Origin of the sequence: Alkaliphilus peptidifermentans DSM 18978 (assembly GCF_900101495.1) — a bacterium.
Classification (GTDB): Bacteria; Bacillota; Clostridia; order Peptostreptococcales; family Natronincolaceae; genus Alkaliphilus_C; species Alkaliphilus_C peptidifermentans.
In genome coordinates this window covers 1-22,966 of sequence record NZ_FMUS01000014.1, presented here as the reverse complement: position 1 = coordinate 22,966, position 22,966 = coordinate 1, and the positions used below count along the sequence as shown (strand labels likewise).

At 35.5% G+C, this 22,966-nt stretch carries 25 protein-coding genes, 1 pseudogene and 1 riboswitch; of the genes and pseudogenes, 23 read left to right on the top strand and 3 right to left on the bottom strand.

Going from position 1 to position 22,966, the window contains the following annotated elements:
• Positions 1 to 103: 103 nt before the first annotated feature.
• Positions 104 to 205: riboswitch (purine riboswitch) on the top strand.
• A gap of 191 nt (positions 206 to 396) precedes the next feature.
• The 13 genes from BLP68_RS11070 (at position 397) to BLP68_RS11005 (ending at position 15,214) form a co-directional block, all read left to right on the top strand.
• Complete coding sequence (locus BLP68_RS11070) at positions 397 to 1,740, top strand: NCS2 family permease (protein WP_091543414.1); 1,344 nt, start codon at positions 397 to 399, stop codon at positions 1,738 to 1,740.
• An 86-nt stretch (positions 1,741 to 1,826) separates the two neighbouring features.
• A complete protein-coding gene (locus tag BLP68_RS11065; protein WP_091543413.1) occupies positions 1,827 to 3,005 on the top strand; it encodes a 5-(carboxyamino)imidazole ribonucleotide synthase in 1,179 nt (392 codons plus the stop codon).
• Positions 2,998 to 3,522 (top strand): 5-(carboxyamino)imidazole ribonucleotide mutase, encoded by a 525-nt coding sequence (purE, locus tag BLP68_RS11060; RefSeq protein WP_091543411.1) that lies wholly within the window; start codon positions 2,998 to 3,000, stop codon positions 3,520 to 3,522. The genes BLP68_RS11065 and purE overlap by 8 nt, the downstream gene beginning before the upstream one ends.
• Positions 3,523 to 3,564: 42 nt before the next feature.
• Positions 3,565 to 4,275 carry a phosphoribosylaminoimidazolesuccinocarboxamide synthase gene (gene purC, locus BLP68_RS11055; RefSeq protein ID WP_330389146.1) on the top strand — a complete coding sequence of 237 codons (711 nt, stop codon included), beginning with the start codon at positions 3,565 to 3,567 and terminating at the stop codon, positions 4,273 to 4,275.
• Between the two features lie 13 nt (positions 4,276 to 4,288).
• Positions 4,289 to 4,528 carry a phosphoribosylformylglycinamidine synthase subunit PurS gene (gene purS, locus BLP68_RS11050; RefSeq protein ID WP_242876964.1) on the top strand — a complete coding sequence of 80 codons (240 nt, stop codon included), beginning with the start codon at positions 4,289 to 4,291 and terminating at the stop codon, positions 4,526 to 4,528.
• Between the two features lie 95 nt (positions 4,529 to 4,623).
• The gene (gene purQ / locus BLP68_RS11045; protein WP_091543408.1) at positions 4,624 to 5,304 is read left to right on the top strand and encodes a phosphoribosylformylglycinamidine synthase subunit PurQ; all 681 of its coding nucleotides are present in this window, start codon (positions 4,624 to 4,626) and stop codon (positions 5,302 to 5,304) included.
• Positions 5,297 to 7,495, top strand: coding sequence for a phosphoribosylformylglycinamidine synthase subunit PurL (gene purL / locus BLP68_RS11040; protein WP_091543406.1), 2,199 nt, complete (start codon positions 5,297 to 5,299; stop codon positions 7,493 to 7,495). Before purQ ends, purL begins: the two co-directional genes overlap by 8 nt.
• Positions 7,480 to 8,910, top strand: a complete 1,431-nt coding sequence (purF, locus tag BLP68_RS11035) for an amidophosphoribosyltransferase (RefSeq protein ID WP_091543404.1) — start codon at positions 7,480 to 7,482, stop codon at positions 8,908 to 8,910. The genes purL and purF overlap by 16 nt, the downstream gene beginning before the upstream one ends.
• 1 nt (position 8,911) lies before the next feature.
• Entirely contained in the window at positions 8,912 to 9,949 is a 1,038-nt protein-coding gene (gene purM / locus BLP68_RS11030; protein WP_091543402.1) for a phosphoribosylformylglycinamidine cyclo-ligase, read from the top strand.
• Complete coding sequence (gene purN / locus BLP68_RS11025) at positions 9,937 to 10,572, top strand: phosphoribosylglycinamide formyltransferase (protein ID WP_091543399.1); 636 nt, start codon at positions 9,937 to 9,939, stop codon at positions 10,570 to 10,572. Before purM ends, purN begins: the two co-directional genes overlap by 13 nt.
• Entirely contained in the window at positions 10,569 to 12,098 is a 1,530-nt protein-coding gene (gene purH, locus BLP68_RS11020) for a bifunctional phosphoribosylaminoimidazolecarboxamide formyltransferase/IMP cyclohydrolase (RefSeq protein WP_091543397.1), read from the top strand. Before purN ends, purH begins: the two co-directional genes overlap by 4 nt.
• Before the next feature lie 198 nt (positions 12,099 to 12,296).
• Entirely contained in the window at positions 12,297 to 13,550 is a 1,254-nt protein-coding gene (purD, locus tag BLP68_RS11015) for a phosphoribosylamine--glycine ligase (protein ID WP_091543395.1), read from the top strand.
• A 569-nt stretch (positions 13,551 to 14,119) separates the two neighbouring features.
• Positions 14,120 to 15,214 carry a metallophosphoesterase gene (locus BLP68_RS11005; protein ID WP_176758980.1) on the top strand — a complete coding sequence of 365 codons (1,095 nt, stop codon included), beginning with the start codon at positions 14,120 to 14,122 and terminating at the stop codon, positions 15,212 to 15,214.
• A gap of 102 nt (positions 15,215 to 15,316) precedes the next feature.
• Here the strand turns inward: BLP68_RS11005 and BLP68_RS11000 are convergent, their stop codons facing one another.
• On the bottom strand, positions 15,317 to 15,529 hold the full coding sequence (locus BLP68_RS11000) for a hypothetical protein (RefSeq protein ID WP_091543389.1): 213 nt from the start codon (positions 15,527 to 15,529) through the stop codon (positions 15,317 to 15,319).
• A 160-nt stretch (positions 15,530 to 15,689) separates the two neighbouring features.
• Between BLP68_RS11000 and BLP68_RS10995 the strand changes: the two genes are divergently transcribed.
• Positions 15,690 to 16,487: a methyl-accepting chemotaxis protein gene (locus BLP68_RS10995; protein ID WP_091543388.1), complete on the top strand. Its 798-nt coding sequence runs from the start codon at positions 15,690 to 15,692 to the stop codon at positions 16,485 to 16,487.
• A 123-nt stretch (positions 16,488 to 16,610) separates the two neighbouring features.
• Positions 16,611 to 16,907: a YerC/YecD family TrpR-related protein gene (locus BLP68_RS10990; protein WP_091543386.1), complete on the top strand. Its 297-nt coding sequence runs from the start codon at positions 16,611 to 16,613 to the stop codon at positions 16,905 to 16,907.
• Between the two features lie 101 nt (positions 16,908 to 17,008).
• Here the strand turns inward: BLP68_RS10990 and dapG are convergent, their stop codons facing one another.
• A complete protein-coding gene (dapG, locus tag BLP68_RS10985) occupies positions 17,009 to 18,229 on the bottom strand; it encodes an aspartate kinase (protein WP_091543384.1) in 1,221 nt (406 codons plus the stop codon).
• A gap of 209 nt (positions 18,230 to 18,438) precedes the next feature.
• On the opposite strand from dapG, the gene BLP68_RS10980 reads away from it, so the two are divergent.
• From BLP68_RS10980 to BLP68_RS10960, 5 genes are all read left to right on the top strand, one after another.
• Positions 18,439 to 18,636, top strand: coding sequence for a hypothetical protein (locus tag BLP68_RS10980; RefSeq protein ID WP_091543383.1), 198 nt, complete (start codon positions 18,439 to 18,441; stop codon positions 18,634 to 18,636).
• Positions 18,637 to 18,757: 121 nt separating this feature from the next.
• Positions 18,758 to 18,934 (top strand): hypothetical protein, encoded by a 177-nt coding sequence (locus BLP68_RS21755; protein ID WP_176758979.1) that lies wholly within the window; start codon positions 18,758 to 18,760, stop codon positions 18,932 to 18,934.
• 121 nt (positions 18,935 to 19,055) lie between these two features.
• Positions 19,056 to 19,238 carry a hypothetical protein gene (locus BLP68_RS10970; protein ID WP_091543378.1) on the top strand — a complete coding sequence of 61 codons (183 nt, stop codon included), beginning with the start codon at positions 19,056 to 19,058 and terminating at the stop codon, positions 19,236 to 19,238.
• A 100-nt stretch (positions 19,239 to 19,338) separates the two neighbouring features.
• On the top strand, positions 19,339 to 19,524 hold the full coding sequence (locus tag BLP68_RS10965) for a hypothetical protein (protein WP_091543376.1): 186 nt from the start codon (positions 19,339 to 19,341) through the stop codon (positions 19,522 to 19,524).
• A 133-nt stretch (positions 19,525 to 19,657) separates the two neighbouring features.
• A complete protein-coding gene (locus BLP68_RS10960) occupies positions 19,658 to 20,380 on the top strand; it encodes a phosphatase (RefSeq protein WP_091543375.1) in 723 nt (240 codons plus the stop codon).
• 245 nt (positions 20,381 to 20,625) lie between these two features.
• Here the strand turns inward: BLP68_RS10960 and BLP68_RS10955 are convergent, their stop codons facing one another.
• Positions 20,626 to 21,294: a TetR/AcrR family transcriptional regulator gene (locus BLP68_RS10955; RefSeq protein ID WP_091543373.1), complete on the bottom strand. Its 669-nt coding sequence runs from the start codon at positions 21,292 to 21,294 to the stop codon at positions 20,626 to 20,628.
• A gap of 283 nt (positions 21,295 to 21,577) precedes the next feature.
• Between BLP68_RS10955 and trxA the strand changes: the two genes are divergently transcribed.
• The 3 genes and pseudogenes from trxA to BLP68_RS10940 form a co-directional block, all read left to right on the top strand.
• Complete coding sequence (gene trxA, locus BLP68_RS10950) at positions 21,578 to 21,895, top strand: thioredoxin TrxA (protein WP_091543371.1); 318 nt, start codon at positions 21,578 to 21,580, stop codon at positions 21,893 to 21,895.
• Positions 21,896 to 22,020: 125 nt separating this feature from the next.
• A complete protein-coding gene (gene grdA / locus BLP68_RS10945) occupies positions 22,021 to 22,491 on the top strand; it encodes a glycine/sarcosine/betaine reductase complex selenoprotein A (protein ID WP_091543370.1) in 471 nt (156 codons plus the stop codon).
• 97 nt (positions 22,492 to 22,588) lie between these two features.
• Positions 22,589 to 22,966, top strand: a pseudogene (locus BLP68_RS10940) (glycine/sarcosine/betaine reductase complex component C subunit beta); the annotation flags it as partial.

The window sequence follows — 22,966 nt, the reverse complement described above, 5'->3', positions numbered from 1 at the left end:
ACAATGTTCGTGTAATGACATATTATATATAGAATTTATCCAATAATATTCGAAAACAATATTGACCTTTTATTTTTCTTCTGTTATTATTATGTTGTAGCAACTCACAAATGAATAATTTGCTCGTATAATGTCGATAATATGGTTCGACAGTCTCTACAGAATGGCCGTAAAGCATTCTACTATGGGTGAAAGTGTACCTAGGGTTCCGTCTTTCTTTTTAGAGCTGGACCGAGCGGTACAAGCATATTACATATGCTACACCGAGGGGATAAAAGCCCGGGCGGATAGGTTTCACTTGTTTATCAAACCTATCCGTCCGGGCTTATTTATATTGGAGTAAAAAACATTATTTTATCTCTTCAAAATACGAGGAAAATTGAAGGAGGAGCTTTTATGACAAAAGGAAATACATCATTTTTGGATTCTAAGTTTAGGCTGACAGAAAACAATACCAACGTTAAAACAGAAATAATAGCAGGAATAACAACCTTTATTACAATGGCCTATATCTTATTTGTTAACCCTGATATTTTATCTGCCGCCGGAATGGATTTTAATGCAGTATTCATGGCAACCTGTATCTCTGCCGCTATTGGAACACTAATTATGGGTTTATATGCTAATTTACCCTTTGCACAAGCCCCTGGAATGGGATTAAATGCCTTCTTTACCTATGGGGTCGTATTAAATCTTGGTTATACATGGCAGCAAGCTTTGGCAGCAATATTTATTTCGGGAATTTTGTTTATTATACTAACCGTTACAGGTGCAAGAGAAGCAATTGTTGAAGCTATTCCTCATTCCCTTAAGCATGCTATCGGTGGTGGTATTGGTCTTTTCATAGCACTAATTGGATTTAAAAATGCCGGTATTGTTGTAGCAAGCCCAGCTACATTAGTTGAGTTTGGTAACTTTGCTGACTCAGCTGTAATTTTAGCTGTTATAGGCTTAGTTATTACAGGCGTATTAATGGCAAGAAGGATGAGGGGTGCTATATTAATAGGGATAGTTGCAACTACCCTTCTAGGAATACCCTTAGGAGTTACTAGCACACAATTGATGGGATTTTCCTTTGACATAACACCGACTCTATTTAAAATGGATTTTATCGGATTATTAGATATTGGACAGGCAGGTGTTGTTGGTGCATTAACAAGTGTATTAACTGTCGTTATTTCCTTCAGCTTAGTTGATATGTTTGATACAATTGGAACCCTAATAGGAACCGGCGCTAAGGCTGGAATGCTGGATGAAAAAGGGAAGCTTCCTAATATGAACAAAGCACTACTGGCAGATGCGGTGGCAACCTCTGCAGGTGCAATGCTGGGAACATCAACTGTTACAACATATGTAGAATCTGCTGCCGGAGTTGCTGAAGGTGGGAAAACTGGTTTAACAGCAACCACTACTGGAGTATTGTTTATTTTGGCTATTTTCTTAGCCCCCTTCGCACTAATGGTACCTCCCCAAGCAACTGCACCAGCATTAATTGTTGTTGGGGTTTTGATGATGGGTGCTATTAAAGAAATAGATTTTGATGATTTCGCAGAGGCAATGCCGGCATTTCTAACAATTGCAGTTATGCCATTTTCCTTTAGTATTGCCAATGGTATTGCAGCTGGTATAATATTCTACTGCATTACAAAATTATTTACTGGAAAAGCTAAGGATATACATCCTACTATGATTTTGCTTGCAATATTATTCATTCTTAGATTCACAATATTACCCCATTAGGGAAGGATTTTCATAGGGCAGCTAAATAAAAATAGCTGCCTTAATTTACTAAAAAATTACTTAAAAGCTTTTCTGGGGGTGAAAAAATGCTTCGTAAATTTAATGATATAAAGATTGGAATAATTGGTGGCGGACAACTGGGTAAAATGATGGCAATAGAAGGTAAAAAACTGGGGTTAAAATTTATAATTCTTGATCCTCAACCAGATTGTCCAGCAGCTACTGTTGTAGATGAACTTATTATAGGTAGCTTCTATGATGAAATAAAAATAAAAGAGCTAGCCAACAAAACGGATGTTGTAACCTATGAATTTGAACATATTCATGCTGATCTGCTGAAAACCATGGAGCAGGAAGGCTATAAGATTTATCCATCACCATCTACATTGAAAATAATACAAGATAAGTATCAACAAAAGAAGTTTTTAACGGAACAGGGGTTACCTGTACCAAAATTTAAAGCTGTAACTGGGTTGGAGGATTTAAATAGAGCAGTAATGGAACTAGGGCTACCAATACTACTTAAGAGTAGAAGAGGTGGATATGATGGTAAGGGTAATTATCTGATCAAGACAATGGAAGAAATAGAGATAGCCTATAAATCATTAGGCGGAAAAGACGATACATTAATGGTAGAAGCCTTTGTAGATTTTGAAATGGAGGTTTCAGCTATTGTCGCTAGGGGAATTTATGGAGACCAAAAGGTATATCCCCTATCGGAAAACATCCATGAAGATAACATACTTATTACTACAATAGTGCCTGCAAGGGTGAAAAGAGCCATAGAAGAAAAAGCAAAGGCTGTAGCTCAGAAATCCATGGAGGTATTAGGTGGTATAGGTGTTTTCTGCATTGAAATGTTTATTGATAGAGAAGGTAATGTTTTGGTCAATGAAATTGCACCTAGAGTCCACAATTCTGGTCACTATACCATTGAAGGCTGTAGCACTTCGCAATTTGCACAGCATTTAAGAGGGATATTAGGCCTGCCTTTAGGATCGACTAACCTAAGAAAATCAAGTGTAATGATTAATCTACTGGGAGATGCTAATTCTAAAGGAACTGCAAGTATAATTGGGGTTGAAAAGGTTTTGAAGGAATCGGAGGCATATCTACACATTTATGGAAAAAAAGAATCTAAGCCTCAAAGAAAAATGGGTCATGTAACTGTTTTAGATTCTGATATAAATGAAGCACTAGGGAAGGCACAACTGATTAGAGGATATATAAAAATTATAGGTGAGGAGGCTGAATATAATGACTAATCCTAAGGTTGGAATTATTATGGGCAGCGATTCAGATCTGCCGGTAATGAAGGAGGCAGCAGAAATATTAATTGAGCTTGGAGTGACCTATGAGTGTACAATTGTCTCTGCCCATCGAACCCCTGAAAGGCTTTATGAGTATAGCAAAAACGCTGAAAATAAAGGGATAGAAGTGATTATTGCAGGGGCAGGAGGAGCAGCCCACTTACCTGGGATGGTGGCATCAATAACTTCCTTGCCAGTGATAGGTGTGCCTGTAAAAACTAAAAACTTAAATGGGTTAGACTCACTTTACTCAATAGTGCAAATGCCTCCTGGTGTACCAGTGGCAACTGTCGCAATTAATGGAGGAAAAAACGCAGGAATATTGGCAGCACAAATTCTTGCTTTAAAATATAACATAATAGCTGAAAAATTGAAACACTACAAGGAAGGCTTAAAGAATATGGTAGTTAAAAAGGCAATGAAGCTTGAGGAAATCGGCTTTGAGGATTACTTGCTGCAGATGGATAAATAGTTAGCTAGTTTAAAGTGACTTCTTCTAAAGGAGGAAAAAAATATGGGAATCCAAAAACTAGAGTTGCTTTACGAGGGTAAGGCTAAAAAAGTATATAAGACCAATCATAGTAAGCAATATATTGTTACTTATAAAGACGATGCAACAGCCTTTAATGGTGAAAAGAAGGGTACTGTTTTAAACAAAGGTGTTGTTAATAACCAAATGTCAGCTATCCTATTTCAGCTATTAGAGGAAATGGGAATTGAGAATCACTTTATTCAGCTATTGAATGACAGAGAGATGCTGGTGAAATCTGTAGAGATAATTCCTCTTGAAGTGATTATTAGAAATGTATCGGCGGGATCAATGGCCAAGAGACTTGGGCTAGAAGAAGGTATTCCATTGATATCAAGTGTTTTAGAATTCTCTTATAAAAATGATGAATTGGGTGACCCATTAATTAATGATGATCACATAGAAATATTAGGCCTTGCAACAAAGAAAGAAGTGGAGATAATAAAATATACATCTCTCAAAATAAATGAAATACTACAACAATTTTTTATTACAAAGAGCTTAAAGCTCATAGATCTTAAGCTTGAATTTGGCAGATATGAAGACAAAGTTATACTTGCAGATGAGATATCTCCCGATAACTGTCGATTATGGGACTTGAAAACTAATGAAAAAATGGACAAGGATCGTTTCAGAAGAGACTTGGGTAATGTTGAAGAAACCTATCAAGAGGTATTAAAAAGATTAAACAAATAGGAGGAATATAATAATGAAGGCAAAGGTTTATGTAACACCTAAGAAGAGTATTGCAGATCCACAGGGGAATGCCATTGGAAGAGCTTTGAATAAAATAGGATATGATAAAGTAGAGGATGTGCGTATAGGAAAACTAATTGAAATAGAACTGGGGCAGATAACAAAGGAAGAGGCAGAAGTTCAGTTGAAGGAAATGTGTGAAAAGCTATTGGCAAATACAGTAATTGAACAGTATAGTTTTGAAATAGAGTAAATAAAATGTTGAATGATGAATGTTGAATTGTTGTTGAAATTTACTAGTACAAATTTCTTCTCATATATTTACTAAATCATATAAGGAGGCTTATCATGAAATTTGGAATCGTTGTTTTTCCTGGCTCAAATTGTGATATAGATTGCTATCATGCCTTGAAGGATACTTTAGGACAAGATGTAGAATATATTTGGCATGATACAGAGGAAGTTAAGGAGTATGACTGTGTTATTTTACCCGGCGGATTCTCATATGGAGATTATTTGAGATGTGGCGCCGTTGCACCTTTTTCGCGGGTGATGGATGCAGTTAAGGTCCATGCAGATAAGGGTAAGCTATTGGTTGGTATTTGTAATGGATTTCAAATACTGACAGAAATGGGGCTTTTACCAGGAGCCCTTGTTCGGAATAAAAACTTAAAATTTATTTGTGACACTGTTGCATTGAAGGTTGAAAACAAAGAAACTCCCTTTACAAATAGATGTACACATGGACAAATAATAAACATTCCCATTGCCCATGGTGAAGGTAACTATGTTGTTGATGATGAAGAACTAGAAAAGATGAAAAAAAATGGACAAATTCTTTTCACATATCAAGAAAACCCCAATGGCTCGGTTTTAGATATAGCAGGAATCTGCAACGAAAATAAAAATGTATTAGGAATGATGCCTCATCCAGAGAGGGCTTGTGAGGATTTACTTGGAAATGATGACGGTAAATTTATACTCCAGTCCATAATAAGCTTTTTAGAAGGAGGTTGGAAAAGTGAATAACTATGATGCTGTAGGATTAACCAGAGACGAATACGACAGAATTATTGACTATATAGGCAGAGAGCCAAATGAGCTGGAGCTTAATATGTATGGTGTTATGTGGTCAGAACACTGTAGCTACAAGCATTCAAGACCATTATTCAAGCACTTCCCTACCTCTGGAGAAAAGGTTCTTCAAGGGCCCGGTGAAAATGCAGGAATTGTAGATATAGGGGATAATCTTGCAATTGCAATGAAGATAGAAAGTCATAACCACCCATCAGCAATAGAACCTTACCAAGGTGCTGCTACAGGAGTCGGTGGAATCATAAGAGATATATTCGCCATGGGTGCTAGACCAATTGCACTATTAAATTCATTACGATTTGGAGAAATTGAAAAATATGATAGAGTTAAATATCTTCTAGAAGGTGTTGTAGAAGGAATAGCAGGCTATGGTAATTGTATAGGAATACCAACTGTTGGAGGAGAGGTGTACTTTAATTCCTCCTATAATGGCAACCCTTTGGTAAATGCCATGTGTGTAGGTATAATAGAGCATGATAAAATTCATAGGGGAAATGCATCGGGTGTCGGCAATTCAATAATGTATGTAGGTGCAGCCACGGGAAGAGACGGTATAGGAGGAGCCAGCTTTGCATCAGTAGAGCTTACTGAAGAGTCTGAAGAAAAACGTTCTGCTGTACAGGTAGGTGATCCATTCATGGAAAAGCTACTGCTGGAGGCTTGTTTAGAGCTTCTTGATACGGGCTCTATTGTTGGGATTCAAGATTTAGGTGCTGCTGGTTTAACTTCAGCCTGCTGTGAAACCGCCACAAGGGGTGAGGGTGGTATGGAAATAGATGTGTTGAAAATTCCTCGCCGAGAAAAGGGAATGCATCCTGTTGAAGTGATGATATCTGAATCTCAGGAAAGAATGCTATTGATTGTTGAAAAGGGAAGAGAAAGAGAAGTTGAAGAAATAGTAGAAAAATGGGGATTACACGCTGTTGTTATTGGCAAGGTTACTGATAATGATAAGCTTGTAGTGAAGGAAGGCGAAAAGGTGGTGGCTGATATACCAGCTGAAAGCCTAGATTCTTCAGGTGCTCCTAAGTACTATAGCGATTATCAGGTTCCTGAGTATTATAAAGAAGCTAAGAAATTCAAATATAATGATATAAAAGAGCCTACAGGGTATAATGAAGTCTTGTTAAACCTGTTGAAATCACCTAATATCGCAAGTAAGGAATGGATATATAGACAGTATGATCATATGGTTAGAACTAATACTGTAGTTAAGCCAGGGTCTGATGCCGCTGTACTACGGATTAGAGGAACAAAAAAAGGGATAGCATTAACAACCGACTGTAATAGTCGATATTGTTACCTAGATCCAAGGGAAGGAAGTAAAATAGCAGTAGTTGAAGCCGCTAGAAACATTGTTTGTAGTGGTGCTAAACCCCTTGCCGTAACAGACGGCTTAAACTTTGGAAATCCAGAAAAGCCTGACCGATATTGGCAGTTTAGGGAATCAATTCTTGGTATCAGCGAAGCATGTAGAGAATTGGATACACCAGTTATTAGCGGAAACGTTAGCTTTTATAATGAGACAGATACCCATGCCATTCACCCAACCCCAATTATTGGAATGGTGGGAGTATTGGATGATGTTGAAAAGGCTTGTACCATGTATTTTAAGTCTGAAGGAGACATTATATTGCAGCTTGGGGAAACTAAAGCAGAAATTGGTGGAAGCGAATACCTTTCTATAATTCACCATTTAGAGACAGGAGAAATACCCTTTATTAACATGGCTATGGAAAAAAGAGTTCAAGAGGCTATTTTAGAAGCTATCCAAAGAGGTTTATTGGAATCTGCCCATGATTTAAGTGAGGGTGGAATTGCTGTAGGCTTAGCTGAGTGCTCTATGGAAAAGGGCTTAGGGGCTGAAATTACATTAAATACTAATTTAAGAAGAGACCTAGAGCTATTTTCCGAAAGTCAATCTAGATTTTTAATATCTGTAAAGCCTGCAAACCTTGATGCGGTTGCAAGAATACTAGAGGAGTCAAGGGTTCCCTTTAGGTCAATTGGGAAGGTAATGGGTAATAAACTACAGATAGTAATGAATCAAGAAACAGTTATTGAGCTTCCTGTAGCTGAAATTGAGGAGCTATGGAGAGGGGCAATCAAATGCTTGATAGAATAGATTTTGATAAATTGAAGGAAGAATGTGGTGTTGTAGGAGTATATCGTAACAATCATGATGCACGGGTAGACAAATTAGTGTATTATGGATTGTTCGCCCTGCAGCACCGTGGGCAGGAAAGCGCTGGTATAGCCACTAATGATGGCGACTTTGCCCATTTTCATAAAGGAATGGGTTTGGTTTCTGAGGTGTTTAATGACACAATATTTGAGAAATTGAGGGGTCATATTGGCATAGGACATGTTAGATACTCCACTACTGGAGAAAGCTATATAGCCAATGCCCAGCCATTGGTGGTAAAATATAGAAGGGGTAGCATAGGCTTAGCCCATAATGGTAATTTAACAAATGCAGCCTTGCTTCGTGAAAGGCTGGAGGATGACGGTGTAGTATTTCAGACAACTATAGATAGTGAGGTCATAGTTAATTTAATTGCCCGCTATAGTAATGAAGGATTGGCCTATGCCATCGAACGAACTATGGATTTGATTAAGGGTGCCTATGCCCTGGTGGTTATGACGGAAAAGGAGCTTATTGGTGTTAGAGATCCTTATGGTTTAAGACCCCTATGTGTGGGAAAGCTTGATGATGGATATGTTATTGCGTCAGAAAGCTGTGCATTAGATGTAATTGGGGCTAAATTTGTTAAAGATGTTGAGCCTGGAGAAATGGTTATTATTAACGAAAAGGGAATGAGTTTCAAGCAAATTGAAAAGGAAGTAAAAAAATCCTCGTGTATTTTTGAATATATATATTTTGCTCGTCCCGATAGCGTTATCGATGGAGTGAGTGTATATCAAGCAAGAAAAAATGCAGGAATAATTCTTGCAAATGAACATCCTGTAGATGCAGATATGGTAATTGCTGTACCAGATACTTCAATACCTGCAGCCATAGGCTATGCTGATACTCTTGGGATCCCATTTGGTGAAGGATTTATAAAAAATAGATATATAGGTAGAACCTTCATACAACCAGATCAAACCATGAGGGAGATGGCAGTACTAATTAAACTGAATCCGATGAGACAAACTGTCGAGGGAAAGCGAATTGTTATGATTGATGACTCCATAGTTAGGGGAACCACCAGTGGACAAATAGTAAATAGTCTTAAAAGGGCTGGTGCTAAAGAAGTACATGTTCGTATTAGCTCCCCCCCTGTGGCCCATAGCTGCTATTATGGTATAGATACCCCAGATCGTAACCAGCTTATTGGAGCTATAAAAACTGTTGATGAGATACGTGAAATTATTGGAGCAGACAGTTTAGGCTATATTAGTCTTAAGGGCTTGAAGGATTCTGTTGGAATAGATGATGATCCCTTCTGTCATGCATGCTTCTGTGGTACTTATCCAATTGAAGTGCCTGAAGCGTCATGTAAAAAAACCTTTAAAAGATTGGGAGGAGAGAAATAACATGGATAAGCTTACCTACAGCACTGCTGGTGTTGATGTAGATGAAGGACAAAGGGCAGTTGATTTAATGAAGCAGCATGTGAAGAGTACATTTACTCCTCAAGTATTAACAGATATAGGTGGATTCGGAGGCTTATTTGCCCTTGACGTAAAGGATATGAAGGAGCCGATTTTGGTATCTGGTACCGATGGAGTAGGGACTAAATTAAAAATTGCCTTTATGACAGATCGACACGATACAATAGGTCAAGATTGTGTTGCAATGTGTGTTAACGATATATTATGCCAAGGAGCAAAGCCTCTTTTCTTTTTAGATTATATTGCTACAGGAAGATTACAGGCAGAAAAGGCAGCTGAAATAGTTAAGGGTATTGCTATGGGCTGTAAAGAATCGGGATGTTCTTTAATTGGTGGTGAAACAGCAGAAATGCCTGGATTTTATCAGGATGGTGAATATGATGTGGCGGGATTTGCAGTAGGTATTGTCGACCGACAAAATCTTATCACAGGGGAAGGTATTATTCCCGGGGATATAGTAATAGGAATACCATCCAGTGGAATTCATAGTAATGGTTTTTCTTTAGTACGTAAGCTTTTATTTGATATAAAAGGCTATGATATAAATAGCGAAATTGATGGTTTAGAAAAGAAGTTGGGGAATGAACTACTGACACCAACTAAAATTTATGTAAAGCCTGTGCTGGAGGTTCTAAAAAAATCTAAGGTGAAGGGGATTGTCCACATTACAGGTGGAGGCTTCTTCGAAAATATTCCTAGAATATTACCTCAAAACACAGCGGCCAATATAAAGGTTGGAAGCTGGCCAATATCACCTATATTTAATATCATACAGCAGCAGGGTAACATTGATGATTCTGAAATGTTCAAAACCTTTAATATGGGAATTGGCATGATGCTGGTGGTTGACAAAAATGAGGCAAAGGACGTACTGGAAACACTAGCGGAAATAGGTGAAAAAGGGTATGAAATTGGAAATATCCTTGAAGGGCAAAGACAGGTGGTATTATGTCAAGGTTAAAAGTAGCTGTACTAATTTCAGGTGGAGGTACCAATCTACAGGCATTAATAGATGAAATAGAAAAGGGCTACATTAATGCAGAAATTAAGCTAGTAATTTCCAGTAATAAAAATGCTTACGGCTTAATAAGGGCTGAAAAGCATAACATACCCACCATAATTGTTGATAGATATAACTATAGCAATAAAGACAAGCGACAAAAAATGGTGCTTGATACTCTTGAAAAAAATCAAATAGACCTTGTAGTTTTAGCTGGTTATCTTGAGATTATTTCAAATGAGGTGATCGAAGGCTTTAGAAATAGAATTATTAACATTCATCCCTCTTTAATACCTAGTTTTTCTGGGAGAGGCTATTATGGAGAAAGGGTTCACCAAGAAGCTATTGCAAGAGGAGTGAAGGTCTCCGGTGCTACAGTCCATTTTGTTAATGAAGAAACCGATGGAGGACCAATAATTATTCAGGAAGCAATATCAGTAGAGTATGAGGATAATGAAAAGACTCTTCAAATGAAGGTGTTGAAGCTTGAACATAAAATCCTCCCTCAAGCGGTAAAGCTATTCTCTGAGGGAAGAATAGAGGTTGTCAAAAATCGTGTAAGGATAATGGAGGGTGAGGAATGATTAATAGAGCATTAATAAGTGTTTCGGATAAAACCGGAATCGTAGATTTCGCTATGCAGCTGCAGAAAATGGGAGTGGAAATAATCTCAACTGGAGGAACCGCTAAGCTTTTAAGAGAATCAGGAATTAATGCAATAGATGTTTCGGATGTAACAGGATTTCCTGAGTGCCTTGATGGTAGAGTGAAAACACTACATCCAGTTGTTCATGGGGGCATTTTAGCAATTAGAGAGAATCAGGAGCATATGCAAACCTTAAATGAACTGGGGATTACTACTATTGATATGGTTATCATAAATTTATATCCCTTTAAAGAAACCATATTAAAGGAAGGAGTAGCCCTAGAGGAGGCTATTGAGAATATAGATATCGGTGGCCCCACCATGCTTAGATCAGCTGCAAAAAACTATAATGATGTAACAGTTATTATTGATCCCAGCGATTATGGAAGAGTCTTAAAGGAGCTAGAAGTAACAGGCAATACAACTTTAGATACTAGATATAACTTAGCATTAAAGGTTTTTAGACATACTAGTCATTATGATGCCATGATTGCAGATTACCTTGGAAAAGACACTACCGACTATCCTCAAACCATAACTATGACATACGAAAAGGTACAGGACCTAAGGTATGGGGAAAATCCTCATCAAAAAGCTGCATTCTACAGAGAAATTGGTAAACAAACAGGTAGCTTGGTGGAGGGAAAACAGCTTCAAGGCAAGGAACTCTCCTTTAATAATATTAATGATGCCAATGGTGCGTTGGAGCTTCTAAAGGAATTTGATGAACCCACTATTGTTGCTGTTAAACATACAAATCCCTGTGGAGTTGCATCAGCAACAAACATATATGAAGCTTATCAGAAGACCTATCAGGCTGATCCAGTGTCTATTTTTGGAGGGATTATAGCAGCTAATGATGTTATAGACGTTAAAACTGCAGAGGCTATGAAGGATATTTTCTTAGAAGTAATTATTGCACCTGGTTTTACAGAAGCAGCTCTTGAAATATTTAAGAGCAAGAAAAACATCAGATTAATTCAATTGGAAAATATAAAAAGCACAAAGCGGATGGATAACGATCAGAAAAAGGTATATGGAGGTATACTACTACAACAAAAGGATGGAGATTTAACAGAAAAATTAGATGTGGTAACAGAAAAGCAGCCTTCAACAGAAGAAATGGAGGATTTGATTTTTGCCTTTAAGGTTGTAAAGCATATGAAATCAAATGCCATTGCAATTGTTAAAAATCGTCAAACCCTTGCCTTAGGGCCAGGTCAAACCAGTAGAGTTTGGGCCCTTGAAAATGCCATTAATAATACTAAGCATGACTTAAAGGGAAGTGTTCTAGCCTCTGATGCTTTTTTCCCTTTTAAGGACACTGTTGAAGTTGCAAGTAGAGCTGGAATAATTTCAATTATCCAGCCTGGAGGTTCGATGAAGGATGATGAGTCAATAAATGAATGTAATGCCAATAACATATCAATGATTTTTACTGGAACGCGACATTTTAAACACTAGAAATAAAGGGAAGAATGAAGAGTGAAGAATGAAGAGTGAAGAGTGAAGAGTGAAGAATGAAAAGGGAAAAGAAAGAATAAATGTTGAATGTTAAATGTTGAATGGTGAATGAGACCAGTCTTTTGACTTTAACTCAAAACTCTAAACTCTTAACTCTTAATTATTAATTCTTAACTTATAAAAAAAGGTGGTGAAGGTATGAAGGTACTAGTTATAGGTGGTGGGGGAAGGGAGCATGCTATCGTATGGAAGCTTAGCCAAAGCCCCCTTGTCTCGAAAATATATTGTGCTCCTGGTAATCCTGGCATAGCAGATATTGCTGAATGTGTAGATATTTCTGATTCTGACATTCAAAAACTAGTCGAATTTTCCCGGGAAATAAATGTCGATTTAACAGTAGTTGGGCCAGAAGGACCGTTGGTGGAGGGGATAGTAGATACCTTTAGAAGAGAAGGGTTGAACATTTTTGGACCATCTAAGGATGCTGCTCAGCTGGAGGGTAGTAAATCATACTCTAAAAAATTCATGGAAAAATACAATATTCCTTCTGCCAGATTTAATGAAATTACCAACTATGAAGAAGGTCTAAAAGCACTACAGCTATATAGCTTTCCTGTAGTTATTAAGGCTGATGGCTTGGCAGCAGGTAAGGGAGTTTTGATATGCGAGAGTATGGAAGAAGCTGAAAAAGGGTTGAAGGATATTTTAATAAACAAGGTCTTTAATGAAGCTGGAAGTAAAGTTGTTATTGAAGAGTTTTTAGAGGGTGTTGAGACCTCTGTTTTATGCTTTGTTGATGGAAAAAGCATTGTACCTATGGTCAGCAGTCAAGACCATAAAAGAATATTTGATGGAGACCAGGGTCCCAATACAGGTGGTATGGGTACCTACTCACCAAATTACGTTTATACTGATGATATTGCAAATGAAGTTATGAGTAGGATACTAATACCTACCCTTAAAGGAATACAACAGGAGAAAATGGACTATAGGGGAATACTATTTGTTGGATTAATGATTACGGATGCCGGACCAAAGGTACTGGAATATAACGTAAGATTTGGTGATCCTGAAACTCAGGTGGTACTGCCGAGGTTGAAAACAGATTTATATGATATATTTATAAATATCATTAATAAACAATTAAGTAGTACTAAAGTTGAATGGTCTGACGAGGCAGTTGTTTGTGTAGTTTTGGCATCTGAAGGGTATCCCAATGAATATCCTAAGGGATTAGAGATATCGGGCTTTGAAAATGTAGATAAAGACATTATGGTTTTCCATGCGGGAACAGCTCTCAAAAGTAATAGCATTGTAACCAATGGTGGACGTGTAATAGGAATTACTGCTACTGGTAAATCCATTGAAGAAGCTCGTAAAAAAGCTTATGGGAATGTAGAAAAAATTCAGTTTAATGGAAAATTCTATAGAAAAGATATTGCTGTTAAGTAAGGAAATTCCCTAATTATTTTTAGGCGATTCTTAAACCTCATCTAACTTTATATATTTTTAAACCTGCAGTTAAATAGGGCAAATAGGTAAGAACCTCCCAAAATCTCCCTAACCCTTTACTGTAGGTTTTTTTATTGTAATTGAAATGCACCTATAATAGGAAGCTTACATACCATGAATTAGGACACTTATATAAATATGAAAGGTAGGTGAGAAAGATGGCAGATGGCTTATTTGCAAACATTTTTACTGGGGGAAATAGCTTATTATTTTTCTTCCTATTATTGGTGATTATATTCTGCAACTGTGGTATATTTAGAGCTTCTGGTGACAGTTTACTATTCTTCTTCTTGCTGTTGATAGTTCTTTTCGGCGGGCGTACTTTCTTTGCATACTAAGAGTAAATAGTGTCAAAAATAAAAGTGTCGGTAAATCCGGCACTTTCCTATTAAATACGGGGTTGTTAAGGGGGCGGTCCCCCGTATGATCTCTTTTGTTCCGCTATCTTCCAGTAGGAATAATTTTAGTATATAATGCTACTAGATAAACTTAATAAATTGGAGGTTTCTATGCTAAAGAAATTAATATTATTTTTTATGTTCTTTGTAATTTTTATAAGTATTTATGGTGGTATGAATTACTATGTATATTTACATCTAGTAAATTACTTTACTATTACGGGGAATGTGAGGCTCCTTCTTCAGTTGGTATTTTGGTTTGCTGGAAGCAGCTATGTTTTAGGAAAGCTAATAAAAAAAGGGAGATTTATACCTTGGATATCTTATCTAGGTGCTGCATGGATGGGTTGTTTATCAATAGCAGTGTTTGTCTTGTTTATAAATGATGTATTTGCTTTTGTATTACCTAAGTACACACAACTAATTATCAATACTGCTATGCTTACCATTCCTATTCTTGTAGCTTTATCTATTCTCAATGTACTTAGGGGACCTGTGATTAAAGAGGTAGAAGTTAAGGCCTCTAAAAACCTGGTGGGTGAACTAAAAATTATTCATCTTTCAGATATTCATCTAGGTATGCTGACATCAACTAATTGGGTAAAGGGAATTGTAGAAAAGGTAAATAACTTAGAGGCAGACATAATTGTTATAACTGGAGATATGGTAGATGATGAATATAAAAGGGTAGAAGAATTTATTCCGATAATGAGAGAACTCAAATCAAAATATGGAGTTTATGCTGTTTCTGGGAATCATGAAATCTATGCAGGTTTAGATAATTTCAACATGTTTTGTAAAGAAGCAAATATTGAGGTACTAGATAATAAAGGTATTATACTTGATGGAGTAAATTTAATTGGAGTTGATGATCTATACGGACGTAGAAATACAACTAACCCAGTAAAAATTGAAGATATTTTGTCAGATTACGATTTAAATGGATATAATATTTTATTGTCTCATCAACCTGTCAATTTTAAGAGGGCAGTTGAAAAGGGTATAGATCTTCAGCTTTCTGGCCATACCCATAAAGGGCAAATACCCCCATTGAATTTTTTTGTTCCTATTGTTTACCGTTATGCATATGGCTTATACCAATATAGAAAGAGTTTTATCTATACATCGTCAGGGACTGGAACATGGGGTCCACCCATGAGGCTATTTTCAAGCTCTGAAATTGTTAACTTAAAGCTTTCAAATTAAAAAAACTGATGAAAAAACCTTTTCTGATGTATTGTCACATGCTTTAGATATTGGTTTTTTTCACCAGTTATTTTTTTGTTAATTATCTTTATCAATAGTGCCTTATTGTGGTTTGTTTTTGATTTCTTTAGAAATCCTGTCCCAAGTCTCTTGGTAAAAGTGTTGACTATTAAATGCATCTACATCTTTAACCATGTCCAATGGCATTACATAGGAGTTCATTGATTTATTGATAATATCATAGTCTCGTCCATTATATGTCTCATCTATAATATCCTGTGGATTTCGAAAACTTTCTTTGGATTTTTTTTTCACGTGAATTCCTCCATTTTCAGAATTAGTGTTAGTATGTGAAGTTATATATAAATTTAATATGGTAAAATTTTATATATTCATTGATGAATAATATTTATTAATATAAAATAGTTAGTGATGAGTGCTTTATAGATACGGAAATAAAAAGGGGGATTTATATATGCGTGTTGGGATTATAGGTGGAGGAAATGGTGGAACTTCAATATTAAAAACATTAAGTAAGATGAAAGAAATAAACATAGCAGGAATAATTGATATTAATGATGAGGCGCCAGGAATACAAATGGCAAAAAGCCTTAATATTTTTAGCTCGTCAAGAATAGAGGATTTATTTTCTAAGCAATTAGATATAGTTATAGAAGCTACAGGGGCAAGTAAGGTTAAAGAGGAGGTAATGAAGCATAATAAACAGAATGTATCAATCATGTGTAGTAAGGCTGCCAACTTAATGATGCATCTGGTTGAAAATGAAGAAAAACTCCATAATAAAATTGAAGCTCAACTAAAGGAAGTAGATGAATTAACCACTGTAACTTCTGGCGGTATTGAGAAAATGAATTCAAGCATAGAAAATATCGGAATGCTATCAAATGCTTTAAATCAATTTGCATCACGTACCATTAATTTAGTACAAGAAACCGATGAAATAATAAAAATCATGGGTAGAATTACTCAGCAGACTAATATTCTTGGATTAAATGCATCTATCGAAGCGGCTAGAGCAGGTGAACAAGGAAAAGGCTTTGCGGTAGTTGCTAAAGAGGTTCAAAAACTAGCCAGTAATAACGAAGATTTTACAAATCAGATTTCTGACATACTAAATACAATTAATCAAGAAGTAAAGGGTGTTTCAAAGGAAATTGAGAGGTTAAATGATGTATCCAAGGGGCAGAATCTAATTGGTAAGGATTTAAGTGAAGCTATAGATAAATTAAAAACAAACATACATAATGCATAAAGATATTAATATAAATTATATATTTAGCTAAGCTTTTCTTTTAGAAAGTTTTTTATTAAATTAACAGGAAAAGCAGAAAATAAATCGAATAGATACATCAATACTAAGGATTGAGGTGAAATTATGTCCTATCAATCAAAAATTAAAGATCCTTTTACAGATGCACTATTTGAAGCTATATTAAGACTTGAAAGTATTGAGGAATGTTATCGTTTCTTTGAAGATGTTTGCACAATAAAAGAGCTACAATCAATATCGCAGCGACTAGAAGTGGCTAAGCTATTGAAGGCAGGCAAAACATATAGTGATATTGAAGAAGTAACAGGAGCAAGTACTGCAACCATCAGTAGAGTAAATAGATGTCTACATTATGGTGCTGACGGATATAAGCTTATTTTACAAAGACTAGAGGAAGAATAATTAAAAGCTAAAGATAAATATTGTTTTTGGCTTTAATTGAGTAAATATTTAAAGTACTTGATTGAAAAAGAGCCTGAATTATAAAATTCAAGCTCTTTTTGCTATACACTTAAGTTAAAAGCATTATGAAGGATATTTACAGATCGGGTTGCTTCGTCTTCCTTTACCAGGCAAGAAATGGTGGAATGGGAGTCGGAGCTTTGGAGTATCTTTATTCCTTCCTTTGAAAGCGCCGAAACAATTGTAGCCATTACGCCAGGAATACCAGTAATACGGTTGCCAATAATAGTAACCTTGCTGCATTTTTCAATGATTTCAAAGGGCAACTCTAATTCATTTAATATTTTTTTCAATAGCGGCACTTGAGATAAATCTATCGTGAATATTTTTTTGTTTACAAAAAAGTTTATCATATCAATACTTATGTTGTTTTTAGCAAGGGTGGTCAGTAAAGTGCTTTCCAGTTGAAGGTCATCCTCCAAAAAAATAGAAACCTGTGCGATACTATCCTTATGGGTTATAGCTGTAAGAAGCTTCTCCTTCATCTTTGTTGAATAGCGACTTTCTCCATTTTTACGATAATGATGTATCGATGTACCTGGATGCTTAGACATAGTATTTTTGATTTTCACAACAAGGTTATCTTTCTGAGCTATTTCTACTGCCCTTGGATGTATAACCTTGGCTCCCTTATCAGCCATTTGAAACACTTCTTCATAATTAATTTCTTCAATAATTTTTGCTGTTGGTACTACGTTTGGATCGGCTGTCATAATACCATCAACATCTGTATATATCTCTACGAACTCTGCATTTAGAGCAACACCTAAAGCTGTTGCTGTTGTATCGCTTCCACCTCTACCTAAAGTGGTAATATCTCCACTTTGGCTTATACCTTGAAATCCACAAATAACAACAATTTTTTCCTCTTGAAGATAAGACAATATTTTCTTTTCATCAATTGATATGATTTCTGCATTGCTGAAATCATCATCTGTCAATATTCCTGCTTGAGCACCATTTAAAACAATTACTTTTTCGCCATGTTGCTCTAATAAGGCTGATAAAACAGAAGCCGAGATCATTTCGCCACATGACATTAAAAAGTCCATTGTTCTTAAACTGCAGCTTGGATTATCTGCTAGAATTAGATTCCTTAAGCTATCAGTAGCATAGGGGTCGCCTTTGCGACCAATAGCAGATACAACCACAACAACAGCTTTTCCCTTGGTCTTTGCTTCAAGTATCTTATCAACAACCATTTCTCTTCTTTCTTTTGTTGAAAGCGAAGTTCCTCCAAATTTTTGTACTACAATATTCAACAATACCACCTCATACCTTATGTTTGTTTGTAATCAAAATAATTATATATTTAAAGTATGCTTTTATATTAATAATGTTCTTGTAGAAAGTCAATGATATTTGTTTATAAGTATTTTTTATAATTCAGAGGGCACAACTTTTTGTGTTATTCATATCATGTAGTGAGACCCTGAATTGGGTACCATATTTTACCGGGAGGTGTATGTACATGAGTGAAGCTGTTAAAGGCACTGGGTTCCTAGGAGGTATTTTTGGATCAAATAACAGTTTACTATTCTTTTTCCTTTTACTAGTGATAATTTTCTGCAATTGCGCCCTATTTAGAGATGCAGGGGATAGCTTATTATTCTTCTTCCTATTGTTAGTAGTTCTTTTTGGTGGTCGCGGATTATTTGGCGGTTGGTAATGAATAGGTAGAACCTCAGGGTTCTACCTGCTTATTAAAGTAAATTAAAAACTCTATAGACTTATTATATTGCAAAAACATATTAAATATTTAGATATTATAGTAAATGGAGGTGAGGAGGATGTCAACAGGTAGAGGGTTTTTAGGTATAGGTACCGATAGTAGCTTACTATTCTTTTTCTTACTACTGGTTTTAATATTCTGTGCCTGTCCTTGTTTTAAAGGCTCTGGAGATAGTTTATTATTCTTCTTCTTATTGTTAATAGTATTATTTGGAGGGTCAAAATTTTTCTGTTAAATAGTTAAGAGGGTGAGTACACCCTCTTTTAATTTGGGTTAATTAGGTACCCATATAATGAAATATACATAGTATAAAAGTAAGATAATGTTTTCCATTAATTTTATAGGAGGTGAATAGCATGTCAGAAGTAAAGTCAAATGTTTTATTTGGAGGCTTTAAAAACACAAGTCTTTTATTCTTTTTCCTTTTACTAGTGATAATCTTCTGCAATTGTCCAATATTTGCAGATTCAGGTGATAGCTTACTATTCTTCTTCTTAATACTAGTGGTTTTATTTATGGGACCATCAGGAATATGCTAGAAGGAGGGACTTTCAATATTGTAACAAATTGACAATTACAATCATATTATGGTGTAGAACATAAATGGTTCTAATTTAATGATTCAGGAGGGTGATATTAATGAGTGATGCATCAAAAGGTATATTCGGCGGATTATTTGGTGGTCAGAATAGCCTATTATTTTTCTTTCTGTTGCTGGTAGTTATATTCTGCAACTGCGGTATTTTTAGAGGCTCTGGAGATAGTCTACTATTCTTCTTCTTATTATTAATTGTTCTTTTTGGAGGAAGAAGCTTCTTGTGCTAAAGGTACCTAGATACAATTAAAGGGGATTTGATCCCCTTTAATTGTTTTTTGCATAGGATATATGAAATGCTTTTATTCTTATCCTTTGTTATAATAATGGTAAGAGCTATTATATCAAGAGGAAGGTGTTAATATGAATTTTGTTCTCGATGTTCATTGTCACAGCATAGCGAGTGGACATGCCTTTAGTACTGTGATGGAAATGGCAAGCTTCGCAGCATCGGTAGATTTTCAACTATTAGCCTTAACAGATCATGGTCCTGCCATGCCAGGAGCTGCAGATTCTTTATATTTTCGCAATTTAAAGGCCATACCAAAAAAAATAGCTGGGGTAGAGATTCTAAAGGGAGTAGAGGTTAATATACTTGACTATGATGGAAAGCTGGATCTTCCGGAATGTGTATTGATGGAAATGGACTTTGTAATAGCCAGTTTTCATAGACCATGTATTAAGCCATCTACCATTGAAGAAAATACGAGAGTTTTACGTAAACTTATGGAAAAACCATATATCCATATGATTGGTCATCCGGGAAATCCCAGCTTTCCAATAGATATAAAAAGTCTTGTATCTGGTGCAAAAGAAACCAGTACTCTTATCGAAATTAATAATAGCTCCCTTAAACCTGACAGCTTCAGGGTGGGGAGTAGTAAAAACTGCTATGAAATTTTAGAAGAATGTTTTTCACAACAGACTCCTGTAGCTTTAGGAAGTGATGCACACATAGCATTGGAAATTGGCAACTTTACTATGGCTATGAAAATGATTACTGATCTTAATGTTGACAGTAATCTTATAGCTAACACATCAGTTTCCTTATTAAAGAAGGTATTGGAGAGGAAAAGCCGTCTATAGTAAATAGACGGCGAAGTTTTAGACAAACTCTGATATTTTCAAAACTACGTAAACCCGCTCAGAACTAAGTCTGGAATGAGCTAAATATAATCAGGAGCTTTCAAAACTCGCTTCCGCTCAAACAGTTGAAAACTCTTATCTGATTATCTTTTCGCTCTTTCTATTTTAACTTCACTAACTGTTTACTTAAGTTTTAAAAATCGAGTTTATCTTATAAATATTACTTTGTCTTCAGTCTGTATGCGTTATTGCCCTATTAATCCATAAGATAGTAGGGTTTTTTTAATGTAATTCATAGTAATCTTAACTGCCTCTTCATTGGTATAATTTACTTGATTGTTCATAATACGATAAAGCATACTTTGATATACTAGGAGTATCATTTCGTTAATTGATTCTAAACTTTCATATAAAATATCAGAGTTTTTTACGTAGGCCTTTAAACAGGTGCTATTTCGTTCATAGATGTTCTGTTTTAATAATACTTCTAGCACTTCCTCTGGGTGTTCGCCCAATTCCTCAGGGAAAATTTGATAATATTCCTGTATTACATCCACAAAAGAGTCACTAAATTGATTGAAGAATAACATGTGATAAATTTGTGCCTTGTCATAGGAAAATTCACAGAAACACTTCCAAATGCAAAGGTATTTATCAATAGGAGTTTTAGCAAATTTAATATTACTAGAAATACAATCTACATATTCCTTAAGATATTTAACGGAGGCAAAGTATACTAAATGATGGAGGTTCTCGAAATAATTGTATAAGGTAGCACTGTTATAGCCTGCCAGTGACGCAACTTTTCTTACTGTTACAGCCTCAAGGCCTTCATTTTCAATAATATTACTAGCAGCCTCAATAAAATAACCCATCATTCTTTTTTTCTTAATCAATTTATTATCTATTGCCATTTTTTATCACCATTCTTTATTATTCTGAAACACATTGTTTATTATATCACAACGTTAAAGATATTTTTATTGAAAATAGACATATTTGAGTAATTTAACATTGATATTAACTATAGCTAAGTAGTTTTTGAAATAAATAAACGCGTTTATAATATAAACTCATTTACATATATATTTCACTATGATATAATTATCACAAAGTAAGCCTATGAAATAGTATAAAAGACAAATTCTTCTTATTAGACATCCATTGATAACATTTAACGGTGAAGGAGGTGAAGCAATGATAGTATTAGATAAAGACACTTTTCTGACAGAGGTGCTAGAAGCAGATGGGTATGTAATTGTTGATTTCTGGAGTGAAGGATGCGAGCCATGTAAAGCATTAATGCCTTCAGTTGTGGAGCTATCTGAAAAATATAATACCAAAATGAAATTTTGCAAATTGGATACAACAAAAGCAAGAAGATTGGCGATTCAGCAAAAAGTTTTGGGACTTCCCACTATCTCCATATATAAGGGAGGACAAAAAATCGACGAAGTAACCAAGGAAGATGCAACAGTAGAAAAGATAGAAGCTATGATTCAAAAATATATATAGAAGATCAATGTAGAACTTTGTAGAATTTACATATAAAGCTTATATAAAACTAATGATATAAAGAAAAAGTATTATAAACAAATTGATTTTATAAATCTAAAAAACTAAGGAAAGGATGTTGTAATATGGGTATGTTTGATGGTAAAAAAATCATCATCATTGGTGACCGAGATGGTATTCCAGGACCTGCCATTGAAGAATGTTTAAAGTCAACCTCAGCAGAAATTGTTTTCTCATCTACCGAATGCTTTGTCTGAACCGCTGCAGGAGCTATGGATTTGGAGAACCAAAAAAGAGTTAAGGATCTATGTGAACAACACGGTGCTGAAAACGTGATTGTTCTTCTAGGTGCAGCAGAAGCAGAAGCAGCAGGATTAGCTGCTGAAACTGTAACCAATGGAGATCCAACCTTTGCAGGTCCATTAGCAGGAGTCCAGTTAGGACTTAAGGTATTTCATGCAGTAGAGCCAGAATTTAAAGAAACAGTAGACCCAACTGCATATGATGATCAAATAAGTATGATGGAAATGGTTTTAGAGGTTGATGAAATAATAACAGAAATGACAGCCATTAGAAGCGAATTTACAAAGTATTAATAAATTATCGGATATAATATTATGAGTGGTTTTAGATGGGTATAAATTACCCATCTATTTCAATTGTATATGTGTTTAATAATGGGAGGTGCATTAAATGTCAAATGCAGTAGTAAAGGGTGCAGGGTATATATTAATCCATACACCTGATATGATTCTACACAATGGTACCACGCAAACGATGGAAAGATTAGCTAATCCTGAATCTGAATATTTAAAAAAGCTACCAAATCATTTTCGTTCATATGAAGATGTTGTTAGCTATCCACCAAACCAAGCATATATAGGTACTATTAAGCCTGAGGATTTAAGGGGCTATGAAATGCCTTGGTATAAACATGCTGTTGCTGGAGCTGAAAGATATGGTAAGCTAGGTGAAATTATGCCTCAGGAAGAATTCATTGGTTTAATGAAGATTTCTGATGTTTTTGATCTTGTTAAGCTGGAAAAGGATTTTACAAAGGATGTTAAGGAG